The 16,719-nt window shown below is 52.8% G+C and carries 33 protein-coding genes; 17 read left to right on the top strand and 16 right to left on the bottom strand.

What is annotated here, in order from left to right:
• Positions 1-36: 36 nt before the first annotated feature.
• From QFZ34_RS10045 to QFZ34_RS09980, 14 genes are read right to left on the bottom strand one after another with little or no spacing between them, the layout of a single operon-like run.
• Positions 37-696, bottom strand: a complete 660-nt coding sequence (locus QFZ34_RS10045; RefSeq protein WP_307280294.1) for a hypothetical protein — start codon at positions 694-696, stop codon at positions 37-39.
• Entirely contained in the window at positions 693-968 is a 276-nt protein-coding gene (locus QFZ34_RS10040) for a hypothetical protein (protein ID WP_307280291.1), read from the bottom strand. Before QFZ34_RS10040 ends, QFZ34_RS10045 begins: the two co-directional genes overlap by 4 nt.
• Positions 965-1,273, bottom strand: a complete 309-nt coding sequence (locus QFZ34_RS10035) for a hypothetical protein (RefSeq protein WP_307280289.1) — start codon at positions 1,271-1,273, stop codon at positions 965-967. Before QFZ34_RS10035 ends, QFZ34_RS10040 begins: the two co-directional genes overlap by 4 nt.
• On the bottom strand, positions 1,270-1,665 hold the full coding sequence (locus tag QFZ34_RS10030) for a DUF968 domain-containing protein (protein WP_307280288.1): 396 nt from the start codon (positions 1,663-1,665) through the stop codon (positions 1,270-1,272). The genes QFZ34_RS10035 and QFZ34_RS10030 overlap by 4 nt, the downstream gene beginning before the upstream one ends.
• Complete coding sequence (locus QFZ34_RS10025) at positions 1,665-2,012, bottom strand: hypothetical protein (protein ID WP_307280285.1); 348 nt, start codon at positions 2,010-2,012, stop codon at positions 1,665-1,667. Before QFZ34_RS10025 ends, QFZ34_RS10030 begins: the two co-directional genes overlap by 1 nt.
• Positions 2,012-2,869, bottom strand: a complete 858-nt coding sequence (locus tag QFZ34_RS10020; protein WP_307280282.1) for a hypothetical protein — start codon at positions 2,867-2,869, stop codon at positions 2,012-2,014. The genes QFZ34_RS10025 and QFZ34_RS10020 overlap by 1 nt, the downstream gene beginning before the upstream one ends.
• A 1-nt stretch (position 2,870) precedes the next feature.
• Positions 2,871-3,854, bottom strand: coding sequence for a phage recombination protein Bet (gene bet, locus QFZ34_RS10015; protein ID WP_307280278.1), 984 nt, complete (start codon positions 3,852-3,854; stop codon positions 2,871-2,873).
• Entirely contained in the window at positions 3,854-4,882 is a 1,029-nt protein-coding gene (locus QFZ34_RS10010; protein WP_307280274.1) for a hypothetical protein, read from the bottom strand. Before QFZ34_RS10010 ends, bet begins: the two co-directional genes overlap by 1 nt.
• On the bottom strand, positions 4,879-5,025 hold the full coding sequence (locus QFZ34_RS10005) for a hypothetical protein (RefSeq protein WP_307280273.1): 147 nt from the start codon (positions 5,023-5,025) through the stop codon (positions 4,879-4,881). Before QFZ34_RS10005 ends, QFZ34_RS10010 begins: the two co-directional genes overlap by 4 nt.
• Positions 5,025-5,207 (bottom strand): hypothetical protein, encoded by a 183-nt coding sequence (locus QFZ34_RS10000; protein WP_307280271.1) that lies wholly within the window; start codon positions 5,205-5,207, stop codon positions 5,025-5,027. The genes QFZ34_RS10005 and QFZ34_RS10000 overlap by 1 nt, the downstream gene beginning before the upstream one ends.
• On the bottom strand, positions 5,204-5,407 hold the full coding sequence (locus QFZ34_RS09995; RefSeq protein ID WP_307280268.1) for a hypothetical protein: 204 nt from the start codon (positions 5,405-5,407) through the stop codon (positions 5,204-5,206). The genes QFZ34_RS10000 and QFZ34_RS09995 overlap by 4 nt, the downstream gene beginning before the upstream one ends.
• Complete coding sequence (locus tag QFZ34_RS09990) at positions 5,404-5,640, bottom strand: hypothetical protein (RefSeq protein WP_307280265.1); 237 nt, start codon at positions 5,638-5,640, stop codon at positions 5,404-5,406. Before QFZ34_RS09990 ends, QFZ34_RS09995 begins: the two co-directional genes overlap by 4 nt.
• Positions 5,637-5,843 carry a hypothetical protein gene (locus QFZ34_RS09985; RefSeq protein ID WP_307280262.1) on the bottom strand — a complete coding sequence of 69 codons (207 nt, stop codon included), beginning with the start codon at positions 5,841-5,843 and terminating at the stop codon, positions 5,637-5,639. Before QFZ34_RS09985 ends, QFZ34_RS09990 begins: the two co-directional genes overlap by 4 nt.
• A complete protein-coding gene (locus QFZ34_RS09980) occupies positions 5,840-6,043 on the bottom strand; it encodes a hypothetical protein (RefSeq protein WP_307280259.1) in 204 nt (67 codons plus the stop codon). The genes QFZ34_RS09985 and QFZ34_RS09980 overlap by 4 nt, the downstream gene beginning before the upstream one ends.
• Positions 6,044-6,309: 266 nt before the next feature.
• Here QFZ34_RS09980 and QFZ34_RS09975 point away from each other — a divergent pair, with 266 nt between their 5' ends.
• The gene (locus QFZ34_RS09975) at positions 6,310-6,567 is read left to right on the top strand and encodes a helix-turn-helix domain-containing protein (RefSeq protein WP_307280257.1); all 258 of its coding nucleotides are present in this window, start codon (positions 6,310-6,312) and stop codon (positions 6,565-6,567) included.
• A gap of 129 nt (positions 6,568-6,696) precedes the next feature.
• Here QFZ34_RS09975 and QFZ34_RS09970 read toward each other — a convergent pair whose 3' ends face one another.
• Positions 6,697-7,371 (bottom strand): XRE family transcriptional regulator, encoded by a 675-nt coding sequence (locus QFZ34_RS09970; RefSeq protein ID WP_307280254.1) that lies wholly within the window; start codon positions 7,369-7,371, stop codon positions 6,697-6,699.
• Positions 7,372-7,712: 341 nt separating this feature from the next.
• On the opposite strand from QFZ34_RS09970, the gene QFZ34_RS09965 reads away from it, so the two are divergent.
• Together QFZ34_RS09965 and QFZ34_RS09960 are read left to right on the top strand one after the other, a co-directional pair.
• Positions 7,713-7,901 (top strand): hypothetical protein, encoded by a 189-nt coding sequence (locus QFZ34_RS09965; RefSeq protein WP_307280252.1) that lies wholly within the window; start codon positions 7,713-7,715, stop codon positions 7,899-7,901.
• On the top strand, positions 7,898-8,197 hold the full coding sequence (locus QFZ34_RS09960) for a hypothetical protein (protein ID WP_307280249.1): 300 nt from the start codon (positions 7,898-7,900) through the stop codon (positions 8,195-8,197). Before QFZ34_RS09965 ends, QFZ34_RS09960 begins: the two co-directional genes overlap by 4 nt.
• 27 nt (positions 8,198-8,224) lie before the next feature.
• Here QFZ34_RS09960 and QFZ34_RS09955 read toward each other — a convergent pair whose 3' ends face one another.
• Positions 8,225-8,440 carry a hypothetical protein gene (locus QFZ34_RS09955; RefSeq protein WP_307280246.1) on the bottom strand — a complete coding sequence of 72 codons (216 nt, stop codon included), beginning with the start codon at positions 8,438-8,440 and terminating at the stop codon, positions 8,225-8,227.
• Positions 8,441-8,513: 73 nt separating this feature from the next.
• Here QFZ34_RS09955 and QFZ34_RS09950 point away from each other — a divergent pair, with 73 nt between their 5' ends.
• The 14 genes from QFZ34_RS09950 (at position 8,514) to QFZ34_RS09885 (ending at position 16,604) form a co-directional block, all read left to right on the top strand.
• Positions 8,514-8,897: a hypothetical protein gene (locus QFZ34_RS09950; RefSeq protein ID WP_307280240.1), complete on the top strand. Its 384-nt coding sequence runs from the start codon at positions 8,514-8,516 to the stop codon at positions 8,895-8,897.
• A gap of 63 nt (positions 8,898-8,960) precedes the next feature.
• Entirely contained in the window at positions 8,961-9,446 is a 486-nt protein-coding gene (locus QFZ34_RS09945) for a ribosome modulation factor (RefSeq protein ID WP_307280238.1), read from the top strand.
• Positions 9,447-9,451: 5 nt separating this feature from the next.
• The gene (locus tag QFZ34_RS09940) at positions 9,452-9,883 is read left to right on the top strand and encodes a LexA family protein (protein WP_307280235.1); all 432 of its coding nucleotides are present in this window, start codon (positions 9,452-9,454) and stop codon (positions 9,881-9,883) included.
• The gene (locus tag QFZ34_RS09935) at positions 9,880-10,002 is read left to right on the top strand and encodes a hypothetical protein (protein ID WP_307280231.1); all 123 of its coding nucleotides are present in this window, start codon (positions 9,880-9,882) and stop codon (positions 10,000-10,002) included. The genes QFZ34_RS09940 and QFZ34_RS09935 overlap by 4 nt, the downstream gene beginning before the upstream one ends.
• On the top strand, positions 9,999-11,114 hold the full coding sequence (locus QFZ34_RS09930) for a DNA-methyltransferase (protein ID WP_307280228.1): 1,116 nt from the start codon (positions 9,999-10,001) through the stop codon (positions 11,112-11,114). The genes QFZ34_RS09935 and QFZ34_RS09930 overlap by 4 nt, the downstream gene beginning before the upstream one ends.
• A complete protein-coding gene (locus tag QFZ34_RS09925; protein WP_307280227.1) occupies positions 11,111-11,311 on the top strand; it encodes a hypothetical protein in 201 nt (66 codons plus the stop codon). The genes QFZ34_RS09930 and QFZ34_RS09925 overlap by 4 nt, the downstream gene beginning before the upstream one ends.
• Entirely contained in the window at positions 11,308-11,880 is a 573-nt protein-coding gene (locus QFZ34_RS09920) for a RuvC family protein (RefSeq protein WP_307280223.1), read from the top strand. Before QFZ34_RS09925 ends, QFZ34_RS09920 begins: the two co-directional genes overlap by 4 nt.
• Before the next feature lie 524 nt (positions 11,881-12,404).
• Complete coding sequence (locus QFZ34_RS09915) at positions 12,405-12,617, top strand: hypothetical protein (RefSeq protein ID WP_307280220.1); 213 nt, start codon at positions 12,405-12,407, stop codon at positions 12,615-12,617.
• Positions 12,614-14,044, top strand: a complete 1,431-nt coding sequence (locus tag QFZ34_RS09910) for a replicative DNA helicase (protein ID WP_307280217.1) — start codon at positions 12,614-12,616, stop codon at positions 14,042-14,044. The genes QFZ34_RS09915 and QFZ34_RS09910 overlap by 4 nt, the downstream gene beginning before the upstream one ends.
• Positions 14,044-14,349, top strand: coding sequence for a hypothetical protein (locus tag QFZ34_RS09905; protein ID WP_307280214.1), 306 nt, complete (start codon positions 14,044-14,046; stop codon positions 14,347-14,349). The genes QFZ34_RS09910 and QFZ34_RS09905 overlap by 1 nt, the downstream gene beginning before the upstream one ends.
• Positions 14,346-15,251 carry an adenine nucleotide alpha hydrolase family protein gene (locus QFZ34_RS09900; RefSeq protein ID WP_307280212.1) on the top strand — a complete coding sequence of 302 codons (906 nt, stop codon included), beginning with the start codon at positions 14,346-14,348 and terminating at the stop codon, positions 15,249-15,251. Before QFZ34_RS09905 ends, QFZ34_RS09900 begins: the two co-directional genes overlap by 4 nt.
• A complete protein-coding gene (locus QFZ34_RS09895) occupies positions 15,248-15,418 on the top strand; it encodes a hypothetical protein (RefSeq protein WP_307280210.1) in 171 nt (56 codons plus the stop codon). The genes QFZ34_RS09900 and QFZ34_RS09895 overlap by 4 nt, the downstream gene beginning before the upstream one ends.
• Complete coding sequence (locus tag QFZ34_RS09890; RefSeq protein ID WP_307280207.1) at positions 15,418-15,876, top strand: hypothetical protein; 459 nt, start codon at positions 15,418-15,420, stop codon at positions 15,874-15,876. Before QFZ34_RS09895 ends, QFZ34_RS09890 begins: the two co-directional genes overlap by 1 nt.
• Complete coding sequence (locus tag QFZ34_RS09885) at positions 15,873-16,604, top strand: hypothetical protein (RefSeq protein WP_307280204.1); 732 nt, start codon at positions 15,873-15,875, stop codon at positions 16,602-16,604. Before QFZ34_RS09890 ends, QFZ34_RS09885 begins: the two co-directional genes overlap by 4 nt.
• Positions 16,605-16,719 lie beyond the last annotated feature (115 nt).

The raw sequence follows: 16,719 nt of genomic DNA, 5'->3' as shown, positions 1-16,719 counted from the left end.
ACAAAAAAACTATCAAAAAGACTATTGATGCAAGGGTCATATACGTTTCTCCGCCCACTGTTTTGCTTCGATAAGAGATGGCAAGTCATTGTGACCGGCATCATCTTGGATATCGCGTACAGACCACCAATTGCGGAAGGGTCCACGCGTGTAAGCGCGACCTTGAGACTTGGTTATGGTGAAGCGCCCGTCTTTAGAAGTGTAGCCCTGCTCTGTCCGCTTCCATTTGATTTCTGGCGTTGCTGGACTCTCCCCCACCGGCTCACCCTGTAGTGTGATTGCAGACAGGATGTGGGGTTTGTTGTGCGTCCATTCGGCGAACTTGATAAGGGTGCTTTCCAGATCGGCTACGAACAGATCAAAGTCATCCATATCTATTCCAGCACGTTCGCTTAATGCCGCTGCTTGCGCCTTGGCTTCACTCTGCCACCCCTTAACGCCCCCTTGTGTGTTGGTCAGGGCGGCGGGCTTGACAACAGCGCGACCATCAACAAACGGCGCATTACAATGAACGCAATGACCAAGATACGCCTCATGCGGACACTCCTTCACGCCCCCTTGTGTGTTGGCTAGGGCGGCGGCATAGGCGAGGCAGGCTGCTTTCAATCTATCAGGTGAAGTTTCGGACAAGACCGCACTTTCCCAATATGCATTACTCGCTTTATGGAAGGCTGCTTCTATCGCTGTCTGGCTCATTTGCTGCCTCTGTCAATAAGGGAGAGGATACGATTGCGAATGTTATTCGACACCTCCCACCACGTGTATTGGCCGTCTGCCGTCTCGCCGCGCTGCGTTCCCGCTATCTCAGCACACTCTCTTACGGCCTGCTCGCGGGTGGAGGAGAGGGCGGAACGAGCCTGCTCCGAAATGTATGCGAGCTGATAGCCGGTTATGTCGAGGCCGCATTCAGCTGATGCATCCGCAAGTACCTCTCTGATATCCGTTGCTGGTGCTATTACCTCGCTCATTGCTGCGATCCTTTCGATGTGCGTAAATCACTTGGCGAAAGGATTGATCCGCTGATGGCGCGATAGGTTAGTGATCCGTTTTCACAGTTAAGCGTTCCATCTAGGAACAGTTCTGTTCCCTCGGCCATGAAACGATCGATTTGTTCCGGGTTAGCTGCAAGAACAGATACAATCTGTCCGGCAAGCTCCATTGCAGGTTCGTTGGCCTGCCATCCTACTGCTGTGGCGATCTGGGCTATCTTTGTGATGATAGCGATCTGTGCCGTACGAGCATCCGTCGCTGGCTCTATCTGCTTGCTGGTCATGGACGCGTCCTCGCCTGTAGAATGATCTGCTCGCAGGCTTCCTCGTCTCCGGTGTTGAACCAAAGGCGCATAGCCAGGTCGAGAGGATTGATGCCAACGAGCGTCCAGTATTCGCGCTCGTTCATGTCGTGCTGCTTGCGATGCTCTTCCGGAGATAACGGGAGCACCCATTTGTCATGGGGCTTCTCAGCCATGCCGGTTTCATATTTTCCGTAGCTGATATCACCATAGCGGATATGAGCGGCTTCAACGTTGCGAATCCCGGTGACAACGCAGGGCAGGGTTCGAATGAACTTGAGGTGTGATTCCTCTTTCTGCCGAGGCTTCTTGGAAACCTTGGGTGCCGTCATCTGGAACGCGGTATGTTCCCGAGCTACGCGGAAGCCAGCCATCACAAACCCTCCATGACGATCTGTGGAGACTTGGCCAGCCGTGTCTTTGCGGCATTCGCTTTATGGTGCGGAGCATCCCATTTCAGATGGCAACGCTGGCAAAGTGCGCGGCAACGCTCGGGATCAGAATGACTTTCGTCGTGATCCATATGGGCGATGGTCAGAACCACCTTGCTTCCGGTTTCAGGGTGAGCCTGCCCATTTGCCGCACGGCATTCGGGATGCTGCGGTGTGCCTTCACAAGCGTTGCCGGCGCGCTCCAATAGGCTTGCTCGAAAGGATTTCCATTCCTTCGAATGAATCGACCCGCCGGGATAAAGCTTCATGCGTTCTGCTGAGATTGGCATCAAACGAGCTCCTTCACGGATTCCATGCGCGCCTTGCCGGCGATAATCTCTTTCGCATCATCCGGTTCGATTTCACCGCGGCAGGCTTGGCGGGCATAATTGACGATTGTTCGGGCGCGTGAGCTGGTGTCTTCTGACAGCCCGTCGACGAACTGACCCTTGCTGGCATCAACGACCACCGCCTCGTCCGGACCAATGGCCGCGACAATCACCTTGGCAAATGCCTTGAGCCATTCGGCTTCATCAAAAGGATGGTCGCTTTCGTCTTGATTGTCAGAGCCCGGCAATTCTTCGCCGGAGGAGACCAAATCATCGCCGGGCTCATTCACTGCTTCATCAGCAGTTTGGTTGGATTGGGAGAGGGAGCCAAGCTCAACCTCTCCCGATACACCAGCAGCTTGGGGCGAACCTGCCGATGTATTCTGTTCCTCTTCGCCCAGGTCAGCGATTTCCTTGCGCCAGTCTGCAGGGTCCACGCCGGTAATATGCTGAATGATTGCCATCATTTGCTCGACGGCTTCTTCAAGTTCCGGATCCGTCAGTTCCGTCAGGCTCTTCGGATATTGCATGAATGCGCCGCCAACAGTCTTTGACAGGTTCACAATCCCGAGTGAAAGCTTAATGGCTTCACTGGCCTGATCCTTTGTCTGCCAAGGTGTCTGGCATTCCTTGACGGCTTTCCCAAGTATTGCCCACCATTTGCGAACGAATATCCGGTCTTTTTCTTCCGTGAAGCGAACACAAACCTTTGTGCCGCGGCGATATGATTGAAGGCGCTCTTCGTCATAAGCTGTTGCCGGCACTAACCGTGCGTTTTCAATCACCATCTTGAATGCTGGATGCTCATGTTTGGTCACATCAGCCTCCTACACGCTTCAAGGCGCGCTTCTTGATTGCCAAGGCAATGGACTGGCTTGTCTCGTCATTCTGGAATCGCGCCATCGGGTCGGCTTCGGTCCAGACTTCCTCAATGCTGGCTTCGTCGGATGTGACAGCCAAGCTTTCTTCAAGACGTTCAAAGAACTCAGTATCGTCTAACACCTCGCCATCGGCTGTGATGTCGTTGTTGAAATCCTGTTCGATGACTTCGGCGTCAACCACGTTGTCGGGCTGCGTGGCTTGTTCCGTTATCTGTGATGGCGGCTTGGGCGGTGTATGTGTCTTCGGCGCTACATGGTCGATCACATCGCCGGTATCCAGAGAACGGCCTTCCATTTCCTCAGCAGCATATGTGTTGCCAAGCTCTTCCGGGAACGCCTTGCGCAATGCAGCGGCTTCAACGCATTTGTCGAGTTGGCCCCGGGCTCGCTTGGCCCACATATCGTTGGGAATGTCGGACTTGCCGACAGTGGCGTAAGTCTCTTCCCAGAATACCTTTGCGTGATACGAGCATTTGACACCCGCAACCATGCGGTAAACCACAACACTGGCCCATTCTGGGAATCGGACAGTTTTGTTGACATCCTCCCAATTGTCGCCTTGTTTGATCTTTCCAGAGAAACTTCGTTCAATCATTGGACCAAACTCGACAGCATCAATACCGGCGTATTGTTTGGTGCGCGTGGCTGTGGTGCGGATTTCAGCAATACCTGGCCAAACCGTCTCGACCATGGCGCGCTTGGCACTCGACCACATGGGAACGATGTGAACTGGCTTCTTGAAGATATCGAGATTGCGCTTCCGGCAATAAGCCAGCGCCATCATGACAGCTTCAATGGATTTCGCAGTCGGGAATATCTGCTCTACCAGAACACGCCATTCGGCAGGCTGGATTTCAAATTCCTTGGCTACGGCTGCCGGTATCGGCATGCGTGATGGTTGAATGTTCGCTATCGCGTTCATTATGCAGCCCTCTTTTCTTCAATGATTTTCATGCCGGGTAGGGACACGCCTGCTTTGGCAGCACGGTTTGCTAGGCTTTGGACAAGCTCGGTGATTTCCGGCCGATCCTTCAATGCGATGAGTAAAGCCTCAACATCGGTTATCTGGGCTGACACGAACGTCCTGAGAGCGACTTTTGCTCCGGTGCGACCAGCGGCTGCATTACGGGCTTGCGCCTCTCTCTCGGCGTCTGCGGCCTGTTGAGCCAACGCTTCGGCACGATTGGCGACGGCAACATCTCCAGCCTGCGATGCTTCTGCTGCGGCCTGTTCTGCCTCGCGACGAATGCGGTCAGCTTCTTCCCGCGCCTTGCGCTGGCGTTCCTGCTCAATACGATCTTGCTCACGCAGATACTCGTCCATGTGACGCTTGAGCTTTGTGGAGAGTTCTTTCGGCTCATCTTTGAGTTCACGCCACTTGTCATCGATACGACGAGTTTCATCTAGCGCCGGCTGCTTCTCGACCTTGTGCTGATCGGTGGCGCGCTTGGCGATATCTGCCAGACGCTTCGACCATATCGCTGCCTTATCGGCATCAGCCTTCGTCTTGATTGGTGATTTCAGGAATTGCTCGGCAAGCTCTTTCTCACCCAGGTACTCAATACGCAGCGCTTCCATGGGATCAGCATCAACAGAGTTGTGATTCTTTGGCGCCAATGCTTCCTTGGGCTCGTCATCGAAACCTTCGCCATGTAAAGCCTTCTCATAGGCTTCAAAGCTAATCGGGTTGCGGCAGGCCCATGTCCATAGGGAGTGGATGTCATCGACTTCCTTGCCGTTACGATAGGCTACAAGCTCGTCTGAGCCTTCTGGATAGAAGATTGCAACCGGTTCCCATGGCTTTCCCTTGGAGCGAGTCCGGTAATAGCCCTGTTCAGGATGGCTCTCATGGATCGGCCCGAAATTGCCTTTCAATGCGTTCTGCCACCAAGCCCAACGATTAACGATCTTGGATGCCTCAGCACCGATCGATGTGAATGTATCGGTCATGAAACTCTCCCGAGAAATAGAATGATGAAGGAAAAGCCAGCGGTCGCGAGCAGGATGTATGCTGCCCAAAAGGCGCGACGGGCGCGGTTTTCACAGGCGGTACGAACGAAGTCTATTTCGTCCAGATAGATACGATTATCCATTACGCCGCCCTCGCTGACTGTTCGGTGCGGAACACCGTTTCTGTTGAAATTTCGATCACGATGTAGCTGTGGCCATAGCGCTCATGGAGGCCGGACGCGCTGTCGATAGCGGTGCGCTTGCCATAGATGCCGTCGGCAAAGACTTCGCCAGTATCGATGTTCAGGATGCGATAGCGTTTCACGATGTTGCTCCCTTCATCAGTGCCTTGATGCGCTTGATCTCGGCAGACCAACGGGCAGTCTCACGGCGATGCATGTACGGGTCAGAACGGCGCTCAGCGACGTACAGCTGATATTCAGCTTCCTCCAATCGCTCTTGAAGGCTTGGTTCCATCGCTTTGTTGAGAGCATGGAAGGCTGCGTTTGAAAGGGCGGCACTCATTTCGCACCGCCTTTCTCGCGCTCTGCGATCATGGCGTCAGCCAATCCGTAAGAACGGAATGCTACTCTCTCCCAAGCCACTTCATCTGTTGGGTACGTTGCCAACAGCCCTGACAATGCTTGCCCCGCGAACCAGTCGCGAAGTGTCATTCCAGGATGACCGCCGTAAGCTTCTTGATAGTCGCGGTTGATTAAAGGAAAAGCCGGTCCACCGGTGTTGACGGGCGCGCTCATCGTGCCAATCCATTCTTATCGTGATCCATGCTACCAGACCGGCACTGATAGTAGCCAGAAGCGCAGGAGCGCTCTGCAACAGGCTCAGGATTGCGGGGAGTCCACTGGTTGTAACCTGTCGAGCAACCCGTAAGCTGCAGTGAGGCTGTGACGAGAACAACAATCGTCGCCAGACCGAGGAGTTCTTGAAGGCGCGTGGTCATGCCGCACCGCCAGTCGATGCGGTTTCAATGGCAGAGCGAAACGCTGGAAGCGCATCACAAAGCATTTTGTAATCTTCTGGACACTGGTCAGCGTGATCTGAAACCAGATCATTGCCATTCATCCAATCAAGCAACTGCTCAACAGCTGCGATGAACGTCTTTCCGGTTTCCAGCAGGTCATTCTGAGATTGCGTGTTCATCTGTCTCGCCCTGAATGTTGGAGCAGATCGGCAAGGCCGGTGCTCGGTGGTTGTAGGGCTATGTATAGCGGTAGGATTACCGCCAGTCAACAATAAAACGGTAACATTACCGCTTTTTCTTGCAAGCGATATATTTTGATGGCAAAAGGAATGCTCGCGCTAATCGTGGCGATTAACATTTCAAGGAATAAAAATTGCAGGATGAACCAGAACTAACCGAAGCCGGAAAATGGTATAGAGACAGGGACGAATGGTGCCGACATCTAATGGGCCGCACGTACTTAACCGATGCTCAAAAGCTCGTCGGTATTTTTATAGCCATGCACATGAATCGCGTCGATAATCATGCCAAGCACCAGCAGACAACAATTGCAAAGGATCTTGGTATCCATGTCGATACCGTGAAGAGAGCGATAAAGCGGTTGCGTGATGATGATGTTGCGCTGATTGATCGGGAACAATTACAGCGCGGTAGACGCAATCGCGCAGTCAATCGATACCGTCTAATTTTTCCTTGGAGTTAGGCTCTAAGTTGCACCAGTACTACTTCGGCAAAGTTGCACTGGTGCCACCCCTAATAACGGTAGCCTAATAACATAAGATTCTTTTCTTGATATAGAGGCTCTGAGTAAGGAGTATTATAGAACCAAGGGTTAAGCCCGCAATCTAAGCTGGCCTTGAATACCGCCCTGTTTGACGGTTCTTCGTATAGCTCCAGCCGGTATGGCGGCAAATATTTCACCAATCCAATCAAGCTGAACGTTCTCTATCGGTGGCGCATTCCATGAAAAAAGGTTCACCCCGTTCGTTCCGCGCATAATCGTTTTTATGAAGCGCCTCCCGTCTGATGTGCGGACAGCAGCTTCTTCTCCGTAAAAGGATTCGAGAGGCTTCTTCTGTTCCCGATATACAATCATCAAATGCCCATCTTTGAGAGCGGGAAGCATAGAATCGCCTCGCACGATAAATGCAATCATATCGTCCGGTAACTCGAAGGGTAGGTCAACTTGCTCAAGACCCTCTGGAGGCACTTGTTCAAAATCAGGCTCAACTTCAGCGCCAGCGCCAAGATATCCAACAACCTTGACTGACCTTCGGTGATCGGACTGCTGAATGCTTTCGTCGCCTTCCTCATTCAGCAACCAGGCCACCGACGTTTCCAGAACCGGGGCTAATGCCGTTATGGTTTTAGTGGAAACACCAGCGCGCCCTTTTTGTTGGATGGCCCTTTGCATATTGCGGATCGCATCCTTGCTCAGCCCAGCTTGCGTGGACGCTGCTTGGGCAGATAGCCCGACAGCCTTCAAGCGCTCTTCTACTCGTCTCAATACATCATTCAGCATGAGCGGTAGAATGACCGCATAAATAAAATGTTTGTAGCGGTAAGATAACCGTTGACAAAAGCGGTAGGATTACCGCATAACTGTCTAATGATAAACATTCAGCACCTCCTCACAGTAGCCGACGCATACCGCGAGGCACTTTGCATTGAAGATAAAACGGTCAGCAGCCGTGTTTTCGATGACTCCAAAAAGCTGACCGCACTCAGGAGCGGTTCTGATCTCACTGTGTCGCGGTTCAATGATGCTCTTCGCTGGTTCTCATCGAACTGGCCTGATGATGCAGTTTGGCCCGAGGAAGTTTCCAGACCTTTCGTGGAGCAAGCGGCGTGAGCAAGAAATCCCAAAAGAAAATGAAGCGAGCCGCTGCAAAAGCCCCAACATGGCTCCGCACTGGAGCCGCCGCGACGTTTGATCCGCAGGGAACGCGTGAATTTCGCACCAAGCGACTTGGTACGTTTGGAGCGGCTTCTGACGTCCGCACAATTGATCCTTCCGAGTACGAGGTGAAGAAGTGAGCAGTAATTTCGATTTGAGCTACGTCGATTGGTCGGAGTTCGACCGAAATATTGAGACAGCTCAACAGAACAAGATAATCGCAGACGTGATGCATGCTGCTGACAACTGCCTTCATTCAATATTTTGCGCAGGGGATGAGCCTAAGTGGAAACACGAAAGTCAACGAGACGGTCTGATCAAGCTTCGTGAAGCCCTTATACCGTTGGGTGACAGCATTGGCGTTATCAATGCCGAGAAGATCAGGAAGTATGACGAGTTTTTAGCCTCTCAGCGTGAAGCGCGAAAGGCCACTTAAATGACCGTCCTCGCGATTTCTCTCTACTTAATCGGGGTAATCGGCGCTTGCGCTTCCGTACAGAGGGATGCGCCCGCGGGCTTGCGTGAATGGATCTTCATTTTGGCTTGGCCTGTCACGGTGGTTGGCGCCACCGTCCTTGGCTTTGCGAACTTTCTGCGAGGGAGATGATGGCTCCCACGAGAACAAACTTAGTTGCACACCTGTCGAGGTTTTCCAGTTCTTTCGGGTGCGCTTTTTCATTTCAATCTTCTCTCATCAACGGCGGTTCAATCCGCCCCCTCGATGTCGATCAATCTATCGAGGATGGGAAAATATGTCTGACACCAGTCGTGTCGAATCCGACACCAAACATGGCGAGAATGTAATGCGTGCGCTTGCTGATACTCAGGGGATGCCAACACCACAGAAGGCCAATTACTGGCTGGAGAAGTTGGCACAGGCTCATTATCGGGGCCGACACGACACATGGACTGCTGCCAGAGACAGGGCAGCCAAGAAGGCTGGCGTCGAACCAACGATGGCGCAGCGTATCTGGCAGCGCTGGCAGACGATGAATGATGTTGGTGGCGAAACGGTCATCAAACTCATGCTGGCATACGAGGAAATGATCCAGCGTAACGACGCGGCTGCTGAAGGTTACAAGGCTGAGCGGCTCACAATTAGGAACACCCATGAGGCTAATCGCAAGTCTGCTTAGGCGGACGAAGGAAAAGCTGTTGCTCAAATGGGAGCAGTGGCAACAACGAAAGAGGAACTGAGCATGTCTGTAGGCCACAATTCGAATGACGAATACGTCGAGCAGGTATTCCATGACACGCTCGGAACCATCAAGCAGGACAAGAGTGAAATTGCCAGCATTATGGTTGGCATTAAGGACGCCTACGACAAGGCCAAAGGTGTCGGTATTCCCAAGTCTGTTTTCAAATGGGCTCAGGAGCTTGAAGACAAGGATATCAACGAAGTCATCCGCGATCTGGAATGGAAGATCAAAGTTGCTCGCTGGCTTGGGCACCCACTCGGTCGCCAGCTTGATCTGCTGGATGTAGACCGAGCCGACGGTGAAGAGCGCGCTTATGCAGAAGGCTTGGCTGCTGGTAAAGGCCGCAAGGATAATAAGAACCCATACGGTGCTGACAGCGCAATGGGGCAATCTTGGCAGAGAGGTTTTAACGAAGGGACAGCTTTCGCAAATAAGGATTTGTCGGACGCGTTGAATCCCGAACCTGACTTTCCGGACGGGGAGTAACCACGATGCTGGTCCCATACGCAGGCAAGGAAAAGGCTGGGTATGAATATGCCGAGCCAAGGGTAAAGCCCAGCAGTGATGTGAAGTTGCTCAAGAAGGCGCTTAGAACACTTCTGGCGCGTTCCGGCTGCACAACAAAGGAGAGGGCGGAAATCCTCTTCAAGCTCAATCCTAACCTCGCCAGAGCAATTGCAGACCTAGCGCGAGAGAAGACCCTTACGCCGACGATGACCAAGCGTCAAAACCAAGTCAAATGGTTCATTGAGGACTTTTTCAACAAGCACGGGATTGCCCCTACCTACTCCGAAATCGGCGAAGCTATCGGCGTGTCGAGGGTGGCAGCATTCAACCTTGTAAAGCGGATGGAAGAGCGGGGCATTGTCCGCCTCATGGCCCATCGCTCCAGATCAATCATATTGGTGAAGGAAGCAGCATGAACGACAATGTCAAGACGTATCGCCTTAAGATTTGGGAACTGGCCGTTTTGTTCGCGCTATCCGTATCTCTCGTCGGCTTGATAATCGTCGGACTGTTTGCGGGTGGGGCAAAGCTATGATCGATCTGCTCGACGGACGCGTCCACCTCCACATAGGCGACTGCATCAAAGTCCTCGAAACGATGGAGCCCGACTCTGTCGATTGCATTGTGACTTCTCCACCATACTGGGGTCTTCGCGATTATGGCGTCGAAGGTCAGATCGGACTTGAGCCGACATTGGCTGAACACCTTGCCGTCATGGTTCGCGTATTCGAGGCCGTCAAGCGCGTTCTCAAACCGACCGGCACTTGCTGGGTAAACTATGGGGATTGCTACGCTACGACGCCCAATGGCCGTTCTGCCGCCGATACAAAGGCAACTGGCAATGATGACCGCACATTCCGCGACAAACCATTCTCGACCATACAAGGTGTTTTGAAAGCCAAAGACCTTTGCATGGTGCCGAACCGGTTTGCGATTGCCCTTCAAGAATCTGGCTGGTGGGTTCGCAGCGAGATCATCTGGGCCAAGCCCAATCCAATGCCTGAAAGCATTCGTGACCGGCCTGCGACCAGCCATGAAAAGATTTTCATGCTCACGAAGTCGCCCCGGTACTTCTATGACGCCAAAGCAGTGAGGCAAGCTGCAGCAGGATCATCACTGCAACGTTGGTCACAGGACATAGACAGCCAAGAAGGTTCGCACAGAGCCAACGGTGGAGCTAAGACCAATGGCACTATGAAAGCGGTCGGTGGCCCACGCATGAATGAGAACGCCAATGGCTTTCGAGGTGGTTCATATGTCGGCGGAAAGCCCGGCAAGCGAACTGAAACGGGTAACGTTCCCGGTACTGGAGATCGCAATCTCCGCAACTATGAACCAGCGCCGCTTGAAGCATGGAACATCGCCACCCAGCCATTCTCAGAAGCCCATTTCGCTACATTCCCGCCAGAGCTTGCAGAACGCTGCATACTTGCTGGTTGTCCAAAGGGTGGCTTGGTTTTGGATCCGTTCGGCGGTGCCGGAACAACCGCTCTGGTAGCGCTGCGCCATGGCCGCAAGGCATCGCTGATCGAACTCAATCCTGAATACGCTGACATCACACAGCGCCGGATTGAAAAGGAATGGCGCGTCCAACCCAAGCGGAAATCAAATGATCACGGCCCACTATTCGCGGAGAACGCAGCATGACCGTACCTCTCACCAAACCCAATGCTGAAATGGACGCCCAGAGAGCAGTTGAACTGTTCGGATATGGCGCTGACACGGCGACAATCGCTCAATCGATCTACCGGCACGAAGCTTGGGTATCCCGCGTCCTGACGGAAAACCGAGACAACCGGATCGGGAAAACAACTGTGTTTGAACAAAAGAGGGCACGGCTATGACTTTGATCCTTTCGTTCGATCCCGCCCAGACTACCGGATATGCCTACTACGATGACCAAGCGCCATTGGCTGCGATCGAGGCTGGCACAATCAAATGCATTGGCGAAAGCTATGAAGATAAAGCCGCCTCTCTGGGCCGGTCACTCGTCAAGATCATCAAGGCCAAACGCCCTGACTTCATCGCCATTGAAATGCCAATCCGCACCCAGCCCGGACAGCAGAAGCGCAACGTCAAGTTTATGGGCGAGGAACAGCAGATTGAATCAAGCGGTTCGGGCCTGAATGCTGTCATTTCATCCAATCAGCTTGTTGGGGCTATATCGGCTATTGTCGGGGCATACAACATAGAGTTTGTCACGATAGCACCTGTTACTTGGAGAAAATCATTCTTGGGTTTCGGCACACATAAGGGCTGGACCCGTCAGGACTGGAAGAAAGCCGTCCGGGATAGATGCGCATCCCTCCGTATCGTAGTGACCAATTCTGACCAGGCTGACGCCGTGGGAATTGCGTTTGCGGCATCTCATCACGCTGCTGTTCGCGCATTGAAAGCAAAGGTGGCGGCATGAGGCGCAAGTTTGTACCCACCAAGAAATATGGCCGATGGACAATCGTGAGTCCAGCCACTCGATCTGCAAGTAACGCCTTGCGATGGGTCTGTGTCTGCGATTGCGGATCTGAAAAGATCGTTCATCAAAACACCATGCTGAATGGCACTTCAAAGAGTTGTGGTTGTCTCTCCATTGAGATGTTAATTGCCCAGAACAAGGCCAGAAACACTACTCACGGCCAGACAAGGGGCGGTTACACGGCGGAGTATAGAGCTTGGCTTCACTTAAGAAATCGATGTTACAATGAAAATGTACCCGATTTTCACAATTATGGCGGTCGAGGGATAACCGTATGTGACCGCTGGCGGAATAGCTATGAAGCATTCTTTGTCGATATGGGGCATCGACCGTCGTCAAAACATACTATCGATAGGATCGACACCAACGGCAACTATGAGCCCGGCAACTGCCGATGGGCCACTCAGGTAACGCAGCAGAATAATAAGCGAAGCAATTTCATCGTCTCGTTCGCAGGAAGAGAGATGACATTGAAAGAAGCCTGCCGGGAAGTTGGCCTTAATTACCAGTTCATTTGGCTTCGTATCCAGCGGTATGGCTACACCCTTCAGGAAGCAGTCTCTAAGCCAAAGCGAGGCAGTTTTGACGCTCAACCTTTGTCGAGCAAATTCACCAATCGAGAGCTTTACAACATGTTTGCCGGATCCGATGCGATCGGCGTAGCGAGGGCAGCATGACTGACCAGACGCCAATCCGCATCGTTCCCCAGGACGTTGAAGCAGAAGGCGGCTTGATCGCCTCTATACTGGTCGACAACACGATATTCGACAGCGTGTCCCGTATTATCGAGCCAAAGCACTTCAATGAACGTCTCTTTGCGCGCACCTATGAAATCATTTCGGAAATGCTGCAGGCCGGGAAGCATGTCTCTCCCATTACGGTTAAAAGCAAACTGCCAGAGCATGAGATTGTTTCAGAAGGCCGAACAGTCGGGCAGTTTCTACTTGGTATTACCGATCATGCGACCGGACACAGCGGAGCAAGAGGTTATGCCGAGGTCATCCATGAAATGTGGATACGCCGGCAGTCAATCGTCATGGGTGAGGAACTTGCTGCCACTGCTTACAGCCTGGCGCCAGAAAAGAACATCATTGATGAAATCGCCTCGATAGAGGAACGGCTTATCCAGATCAGAGCGGAACGGCTGCGGGAAAGCCTAAGCGTCGGGATCGGACACCGCTTCATTGAAAGCCTGAATGGTGCATATCAGAGCAAGACCATCAAAGGTGTTGGTATATGCCTTCCCGAAATATGCGATGTCATTTCAGAGCCATGCTTTGAGGCCGGTAATCTCTACGGGCTTCTATCGTCATCAGGCGAGGGCAAGACCAGTCTTACAATCCAGTTGATCTACAAAGCGCTCCGTGACGGCCATCCTGTCCAGTTTCAAAGCTATGATCAATCCCCAGACCAATGCATCCGGCAGATGGTGGCGCAGGAATACGGCATAGAAGCCCGTAGGCAGCGTTCCGGAGAGATAGCAGAGAAAGAGTTCGCCAAGGCGATGGAGCTCGCTCAGTGGATCGACAGCAGCCGATTGTTCGAGGTCATCGAGTGCAACGACGAGACAGCGCCTCAACTGGCAGGCTATGCGCGCAACTTCATCAAGCGACGTGGGAATGGAAAAGTCCCATTCATAGTAACCGATCACATCGGATCTGTTGCGCCACGCGCAGAAGACGCCCGGGCCGATGAAGGAACAAAGGCAAAGAACATCAACAAGGTGTTCAAATCCACTGCCAAGCATGAAAACGCGGTCTGGCTTGTGCTTAATCAGCGCAACTCAAAAGGCATGAGCCGCGACAACCCAAGGCCGATAGCTGCCGATCTGTATGGTGGTGAGGGTGCAAAGCAAGCCTATGACGCTGTGATTTACCTGTACCGGCAGGAGAAGTTCAAGGCAGAGCGCGTTGCTACAGCCGCCAGCGATCGGGACTGGAAGACAATCAACAAGGTCTTTGCCGAGAACGCCGAGGGCATAGCCGAACTAGGTGCCATCAAGGTTCGCTTTGGCAATCCTACCATCACAGCAAGGGTGGAATTTGAAGCCAGGTTCACCCGCTATGTTTCACTACGCCAGCCAGACCAGCCGGAGATGCTATAATGAACGAATTTTCCGCGTACACACAACCAGTTCCCGGCGGATGGCGCGTGATGCTCCGGTTCTCAAGAGACGGGCACCCAAAGCCTGTTATGGACGTAGGTAACAAACCTCTTGTCCTGCCATGCAAGCTGGAAGCCACAGAGACAGCCATCAAGCACCTTCTGGCCTATATGAATGGCGACTACCGCAGATCAGGCGTTACGCTCTCCAGGGCCATGTCTGAGGCAGAGGCATTATTTAAGCCAATACTCCGCAAGGCAGGACGTAAGCCGGTGCTGGTTGAGAAGGCGAGGGCGAGAGCGTGAGCAATCCTTATCTCATTCAGGGTCCGGCACTCATATCGTTCTCAGGCGGTCGGACCTCGGCATATATGCTCTATCAGATCATCCAAGCCCATGGTGGCATACTACCGGATGACATCGTGGTTTGCTTCGCAAATACCGGCAAGGAGCGCGAGGAGACGTTGCGTTTCGTCCATGAGTGCGGAATCCGGTGGAATGTGAAAATCCATTGGCTCGAATACCGAATTGGCGAGGTTGGTTTCGAAGAAGTTGGATTTAATAGTGCCTCACGAAATGGAGAGCCTTTCACTGCCCTAATTGATAAGAAGGGCTATCTTCCAAATGCGGTTACTCGGTTTTGCACCTCGGAGCTAAAGGTTCGACCGATGAAGAAGTTCTGCCTTTCGATGAACTGGACCCATTGGAAGAATGTCATTGGCCTGCGGTATGACGAAGGTCACCGCGTTTTAAAGCAACTGGCCAATAACGACGCCAGAAAAGAACGGTGGACGTCCGTTATGCCGATGGCAAAAGCAAAGCACACAAAGCGTGGTCATGTTTTGCCCTATTGGTTGGGTAAGAATGTTGATCCTATCAACCTCACATCTCCCTTGCCACAGGGCTTTGACCTTGGCCTTCGCGATCTGGAGGGAAACTGTGACCTGTGCATGTTGAAATCACGTGGATCTCTTAAGCGCCTTATTCGCGACAACCCAGGCATGGCGGATTGGTGGAAGGATCGCGAAGCTTCAATAACAATGAAGAGCACTCGGGCGACCGCCGCAGGATGCCGATTTGTAACAGAGTATAGCTACTCGGCCTTGGAGAAAGAGGTATCCACTCAGCCATTCATGCCCGGACTGCTGGAGGATGATGAAGATTTTGATGCCGAATGTGGCCTTCATTGCGCGGGAGAGGCAGCATGACCCAGCCCATCACCTCCAAGTCAGACAGAGACCGGATACGCGGCAATGCTGGACGGACAAAGGCTATTGTTCAGTCTGTCCGCAAGATCATGACCGAATACCGGCAAGGCAAAGCAGCATCAGCATGTATGGCTGATATTGAGAAAGCCTTGGGGAAGGTGGGTTGATGAACACTGAGCGCGCAGCTTCTCTATGTGAGGAGTTCAACATCCAGATCGTACCGGCCAACGTAGCGCCGAAGATCGGAGAGACGCGCGCTCCTAGAACCATAGAGCGCATTGCAAAGCGCCATGGAGAGGCAAGGGCACGGTTTGTGCTCGGAACGCTGGCAGACACTGCAAATAACCGCGTATGCCTTGATGAGACTGTATTGTGGGCTGTGAATGACATGGTAACAGCCGCAGAGAAGAACTTCCCAAGCATAGTTACTGATAATGTCGAGGCATGGTTTCAATTCTTCGACAGTCTGCCGCTAGGGGTTCTTCAATATTGGTGTACGGACCTTGAAGGCGTCATATCGAAGCGACATGCCCTTGGTGGGATGTTATATGAGAGAATGCGCCGGCGGTTCGGTGATTTGGCAGTGCAGCCCGACTTATTAGATGATCGACGGAGGACAGCATGAACGCCGGTGAAATCGCAGAACTCTTTATCCAGGCTGCAGAGATTGAGCAGAGGTTACCACCTGCCGGTGAGCGACCAGCCCGTCTGAAAGCTCAAGCTTTCGCGTATGTCCATGACGTGGCAGACATGAACGGCTGGTCTCCTCCTCATAAGAAAGATGCCAAGATCGGTGTCATGATCCAGCGCAAGCGCGAAACAGGCGATCAGCTTGAAATTGGTGATAGCGGACGGCTAGACCAAGAGGCAATCGATTTCTGGGATGGAAAGTCATCGAAGATCAAACCCGAGGATGTCACACAGTGGGAAAGCTGCATGATGCTCATCACTCGGGTGAAGCGGGAACGGGATCGCCGGTGCCTCTGGAATTGGGCAAAATCGAAAGCAAAAGGCTTGTCATTCAGCAAGTGGTGCAGGACAGTGGAGAACATCCATCGCAACTATGGTATTGAGTGTGCAAATCGGGCTTTGGCTCAAATCAGCGCCTCTATCCGGAGCAAGCCATTGCAGCATAACGGTTTGTCCCGTTTTACCACCTTGCAACCTTGCGCCCAAATCGGGCAGTTTATGGATACAATCGCGGATGATGTGAACGACGACAAGCAGCCAACATTCTGGCGCTCGGAAAGTGCAAAACCGCTCGAATTTGATGAGACCCTGCAAGACTTCTCATACTACGAAGCACGCAAGGAACAGCGCCGCCAGCGAGAACATAGAAAGCAGGCGGCATAAGACCGAGCGTTCCTTGCCAAGCAGTTTGTCTGCTAGAGGGCGCGCTGGAGAAAGAGGGTCTTCCGGGCCACCTATCTCATCTGGTCGGTTAAACAAGGCCCGGATAGCCAATCAG

Source organism: Phyllobacterium ifriqiyense, from assembly GCF_030817885.1.
Lineage (GTDB): Bacteria > Pseudomonadota > Alphaproteobacteria > Rhizobiales > Rhizobiaceae > Phyllobacterium > Phyllobacterium ifriqiyense.
The sequence above is the reverse complement of the archived record's forward strand: the minus strand, read 5'-3'. Positions and strand labels throughout refer to the sequence as shown.

Bases quoted from the DNA above. Each gene is read 5' to 3' on its own strand.
- QFZ34_RS09940 (WP_307280235.1), top strand. From the start codon at position 9,452: ATGCTGGTCCCATACGCAGGCAAGGAAAAGGCTGGGTATGAATATGCC.
- QFZ34_RS09920 (WP_307280223.1), top strand. From the start codon at position 11,308: ATGACTTTGATCCTTTCGTTCGATCCCGCCCAGACTACCGGATATGCC.
- QFZ34_RS10030 (WP_307280288.1), bottom strand. From the start codon at position 1,665: ATGGCTGGCTTCCGCGTAGCTCGGGAACATACCGCGTTCCAGATGACG.
- QFZ34_RS09925 (WP_307280227.1), top strand. From the start codon at position 11,111: ATGACCGTACCTCTCACCAAACCCAATGCTGAAATGGACGCCCAGAGA.
- QFZ34_RS10005 (WP_307280273.1), bottom strand. From the start codon at position 5,025: ATGGATAATCGTATCTATCTGGACGAAATAGACTTCGTTCGTACCGCC.
- QFZ34_RS09945 (WP_307280238.1), top strand. From the start codon at position 8,961: ATGTCTGTAGGCCACAATTCGAATGACGAATACGTCGAGCAGGTATTC.
- QFZ34_RS10025 (WP_307280285.1), bottom strand. From the start codon at position 2,012: ATGCCAATCTCAGCAGAACGCATGAAGCTTTATCCCGGCGGGTCGATT.
- QFZ34_RS09980 (WP_307280259.1), bottom strand. From the start codon at position 6,043: ATGAACACGCAATCTCAGAATGACCTGCTGGAAACCGGAAAGACGTTC.
- QFZ34_RS09985 (WP_307280262.1), bottom strand. From the start codon at position 5,843: ATGACCACGCGCCTTCAAGAACTCCTCGGTCTGGCGACGATTGTTGTT.
- QFZ34_RS09885 (WP_307280204.1), top strand. From the start codon at position 15,873: ATGAACGCCGGTGAAATCGCAGAACTCTTTATCCAGGCTGCAGAGATT.
- QFZ34_RS09975 (WP_307280257.1), top strand. From the start codon at position 6,310: ATGGGCCGCACGTACTTAACCGATGCTCAAAAGCTCGTCGGTATTTTT.
- QFZ34_RS09995 (WP_307280268.1), bottom strand. From the start codon at position 5,407: ATGAGTGCCGCCCTTTCAAACGCAGCCTTCCATGCTCTCAACAAAGCG.
- QFZ34_RS09935 (WP_307280231.1), top strand. From the start codon at position 9,880: ATGAACGACAATGTCAAGACGTATCGCCTTAAGATTTGGGAACTGGCC.
- QFZ34_RS10040 (WP_307280291.1), bottom strand. From the start codon at position 968: ATGAGCGAGGTAATAGCACCAGCAACGGATATCAGAGAGGTACTTGCG.
- QFZ34_RS09905 (WP_307280214.1), top strand. From the start codon at position 14,044: ATGAACGAATTTTCCGCGTACACACAACCAGTTCCCGGCGGATGGCGC.
- QFZ34_RS09950 (WP_307280240.1), top strand. From the start codon at position 8,514: ATGTCTGACACCAGTCGTGTCGAATCCGACACCAAACATGGCGAGAAT.
- QFZ34_RS09955 (WP_307280246.1), bottom strand. From the start codon at position 8,440: ATGAAAAAGCGCACCCGAAAGAACTGGAAAACCTCGACAGGTGTGCAA.
- QFZ34_RS09990 (WP_307280265.1), bottom strand. From the start codon at position 5,640: ATGAGCGCGCCCGTCAACACCGGTGGACCGGCTTTTCCTTTAATCAAC.
- QFZ34_RS10045 (WP_307280294.1), bottom strand. From the start codon at position 696: ATGAGCCAGACAGCGATAGAAGCAGCCTTCCATAAAGCGAGTAATGCA.
- QFZ34_RS09915 (WP_307280220.1), top strand. From the start codon at position 12,405: ATGACATTGAAAGAAGCCTGCCGGGAAGTTGGCCTTAATTACCAGTTC.
- bet (WP_307280278.1), bottom strand. From the start codon at position 3,854: ATGAACGCGATAGCGAACATTCAACCATCACGCATGCCGATACCGGCA.
- QFZ34_RS10010 (WP_307280274.1), bottom strand. From the start codon at position 4,882: ATGACCGATACATTCACATCGATCGGTGCTGAGGCATCCAAGATCGTT.
- QFZ34_RS09890 (WP_307280207.1), top strand. From the start codon at position 15,418: ATGAACACTGAGCGCGCAGCTTCTCTATGTGAGGAGTTCAACATCCAG.
- QFZ34_RS09895 (WP_307280210.1), top strand. From the start codon at position 15,248: ATGACCCAGCCCATCACCTCCAAGTCAGACAGAGACCGGATACGCGGC.
- QFZ34_RS09910 (WP_307280217.1), top strand. From the start codon at position 12,614: ATGACTGACCAGACGCCAATCCGCATCGTTCCCCAGGACGTTGAAGCA.
- QFZ34_RS10035 (WP_307280289.1), bottom strand. From the start codon at position 1,273: ATGACCAGCAAGCAGATAGAGCCAGCGACGGATGCTCGTACGGCACAG.
- QFZ34_RS09930 (WP_307280228.1), top strand. From the start codon at position 9,999: ATGATCGATCTGCTCGACGGACGCGTCCACCTCCACATAGGCGACTGC.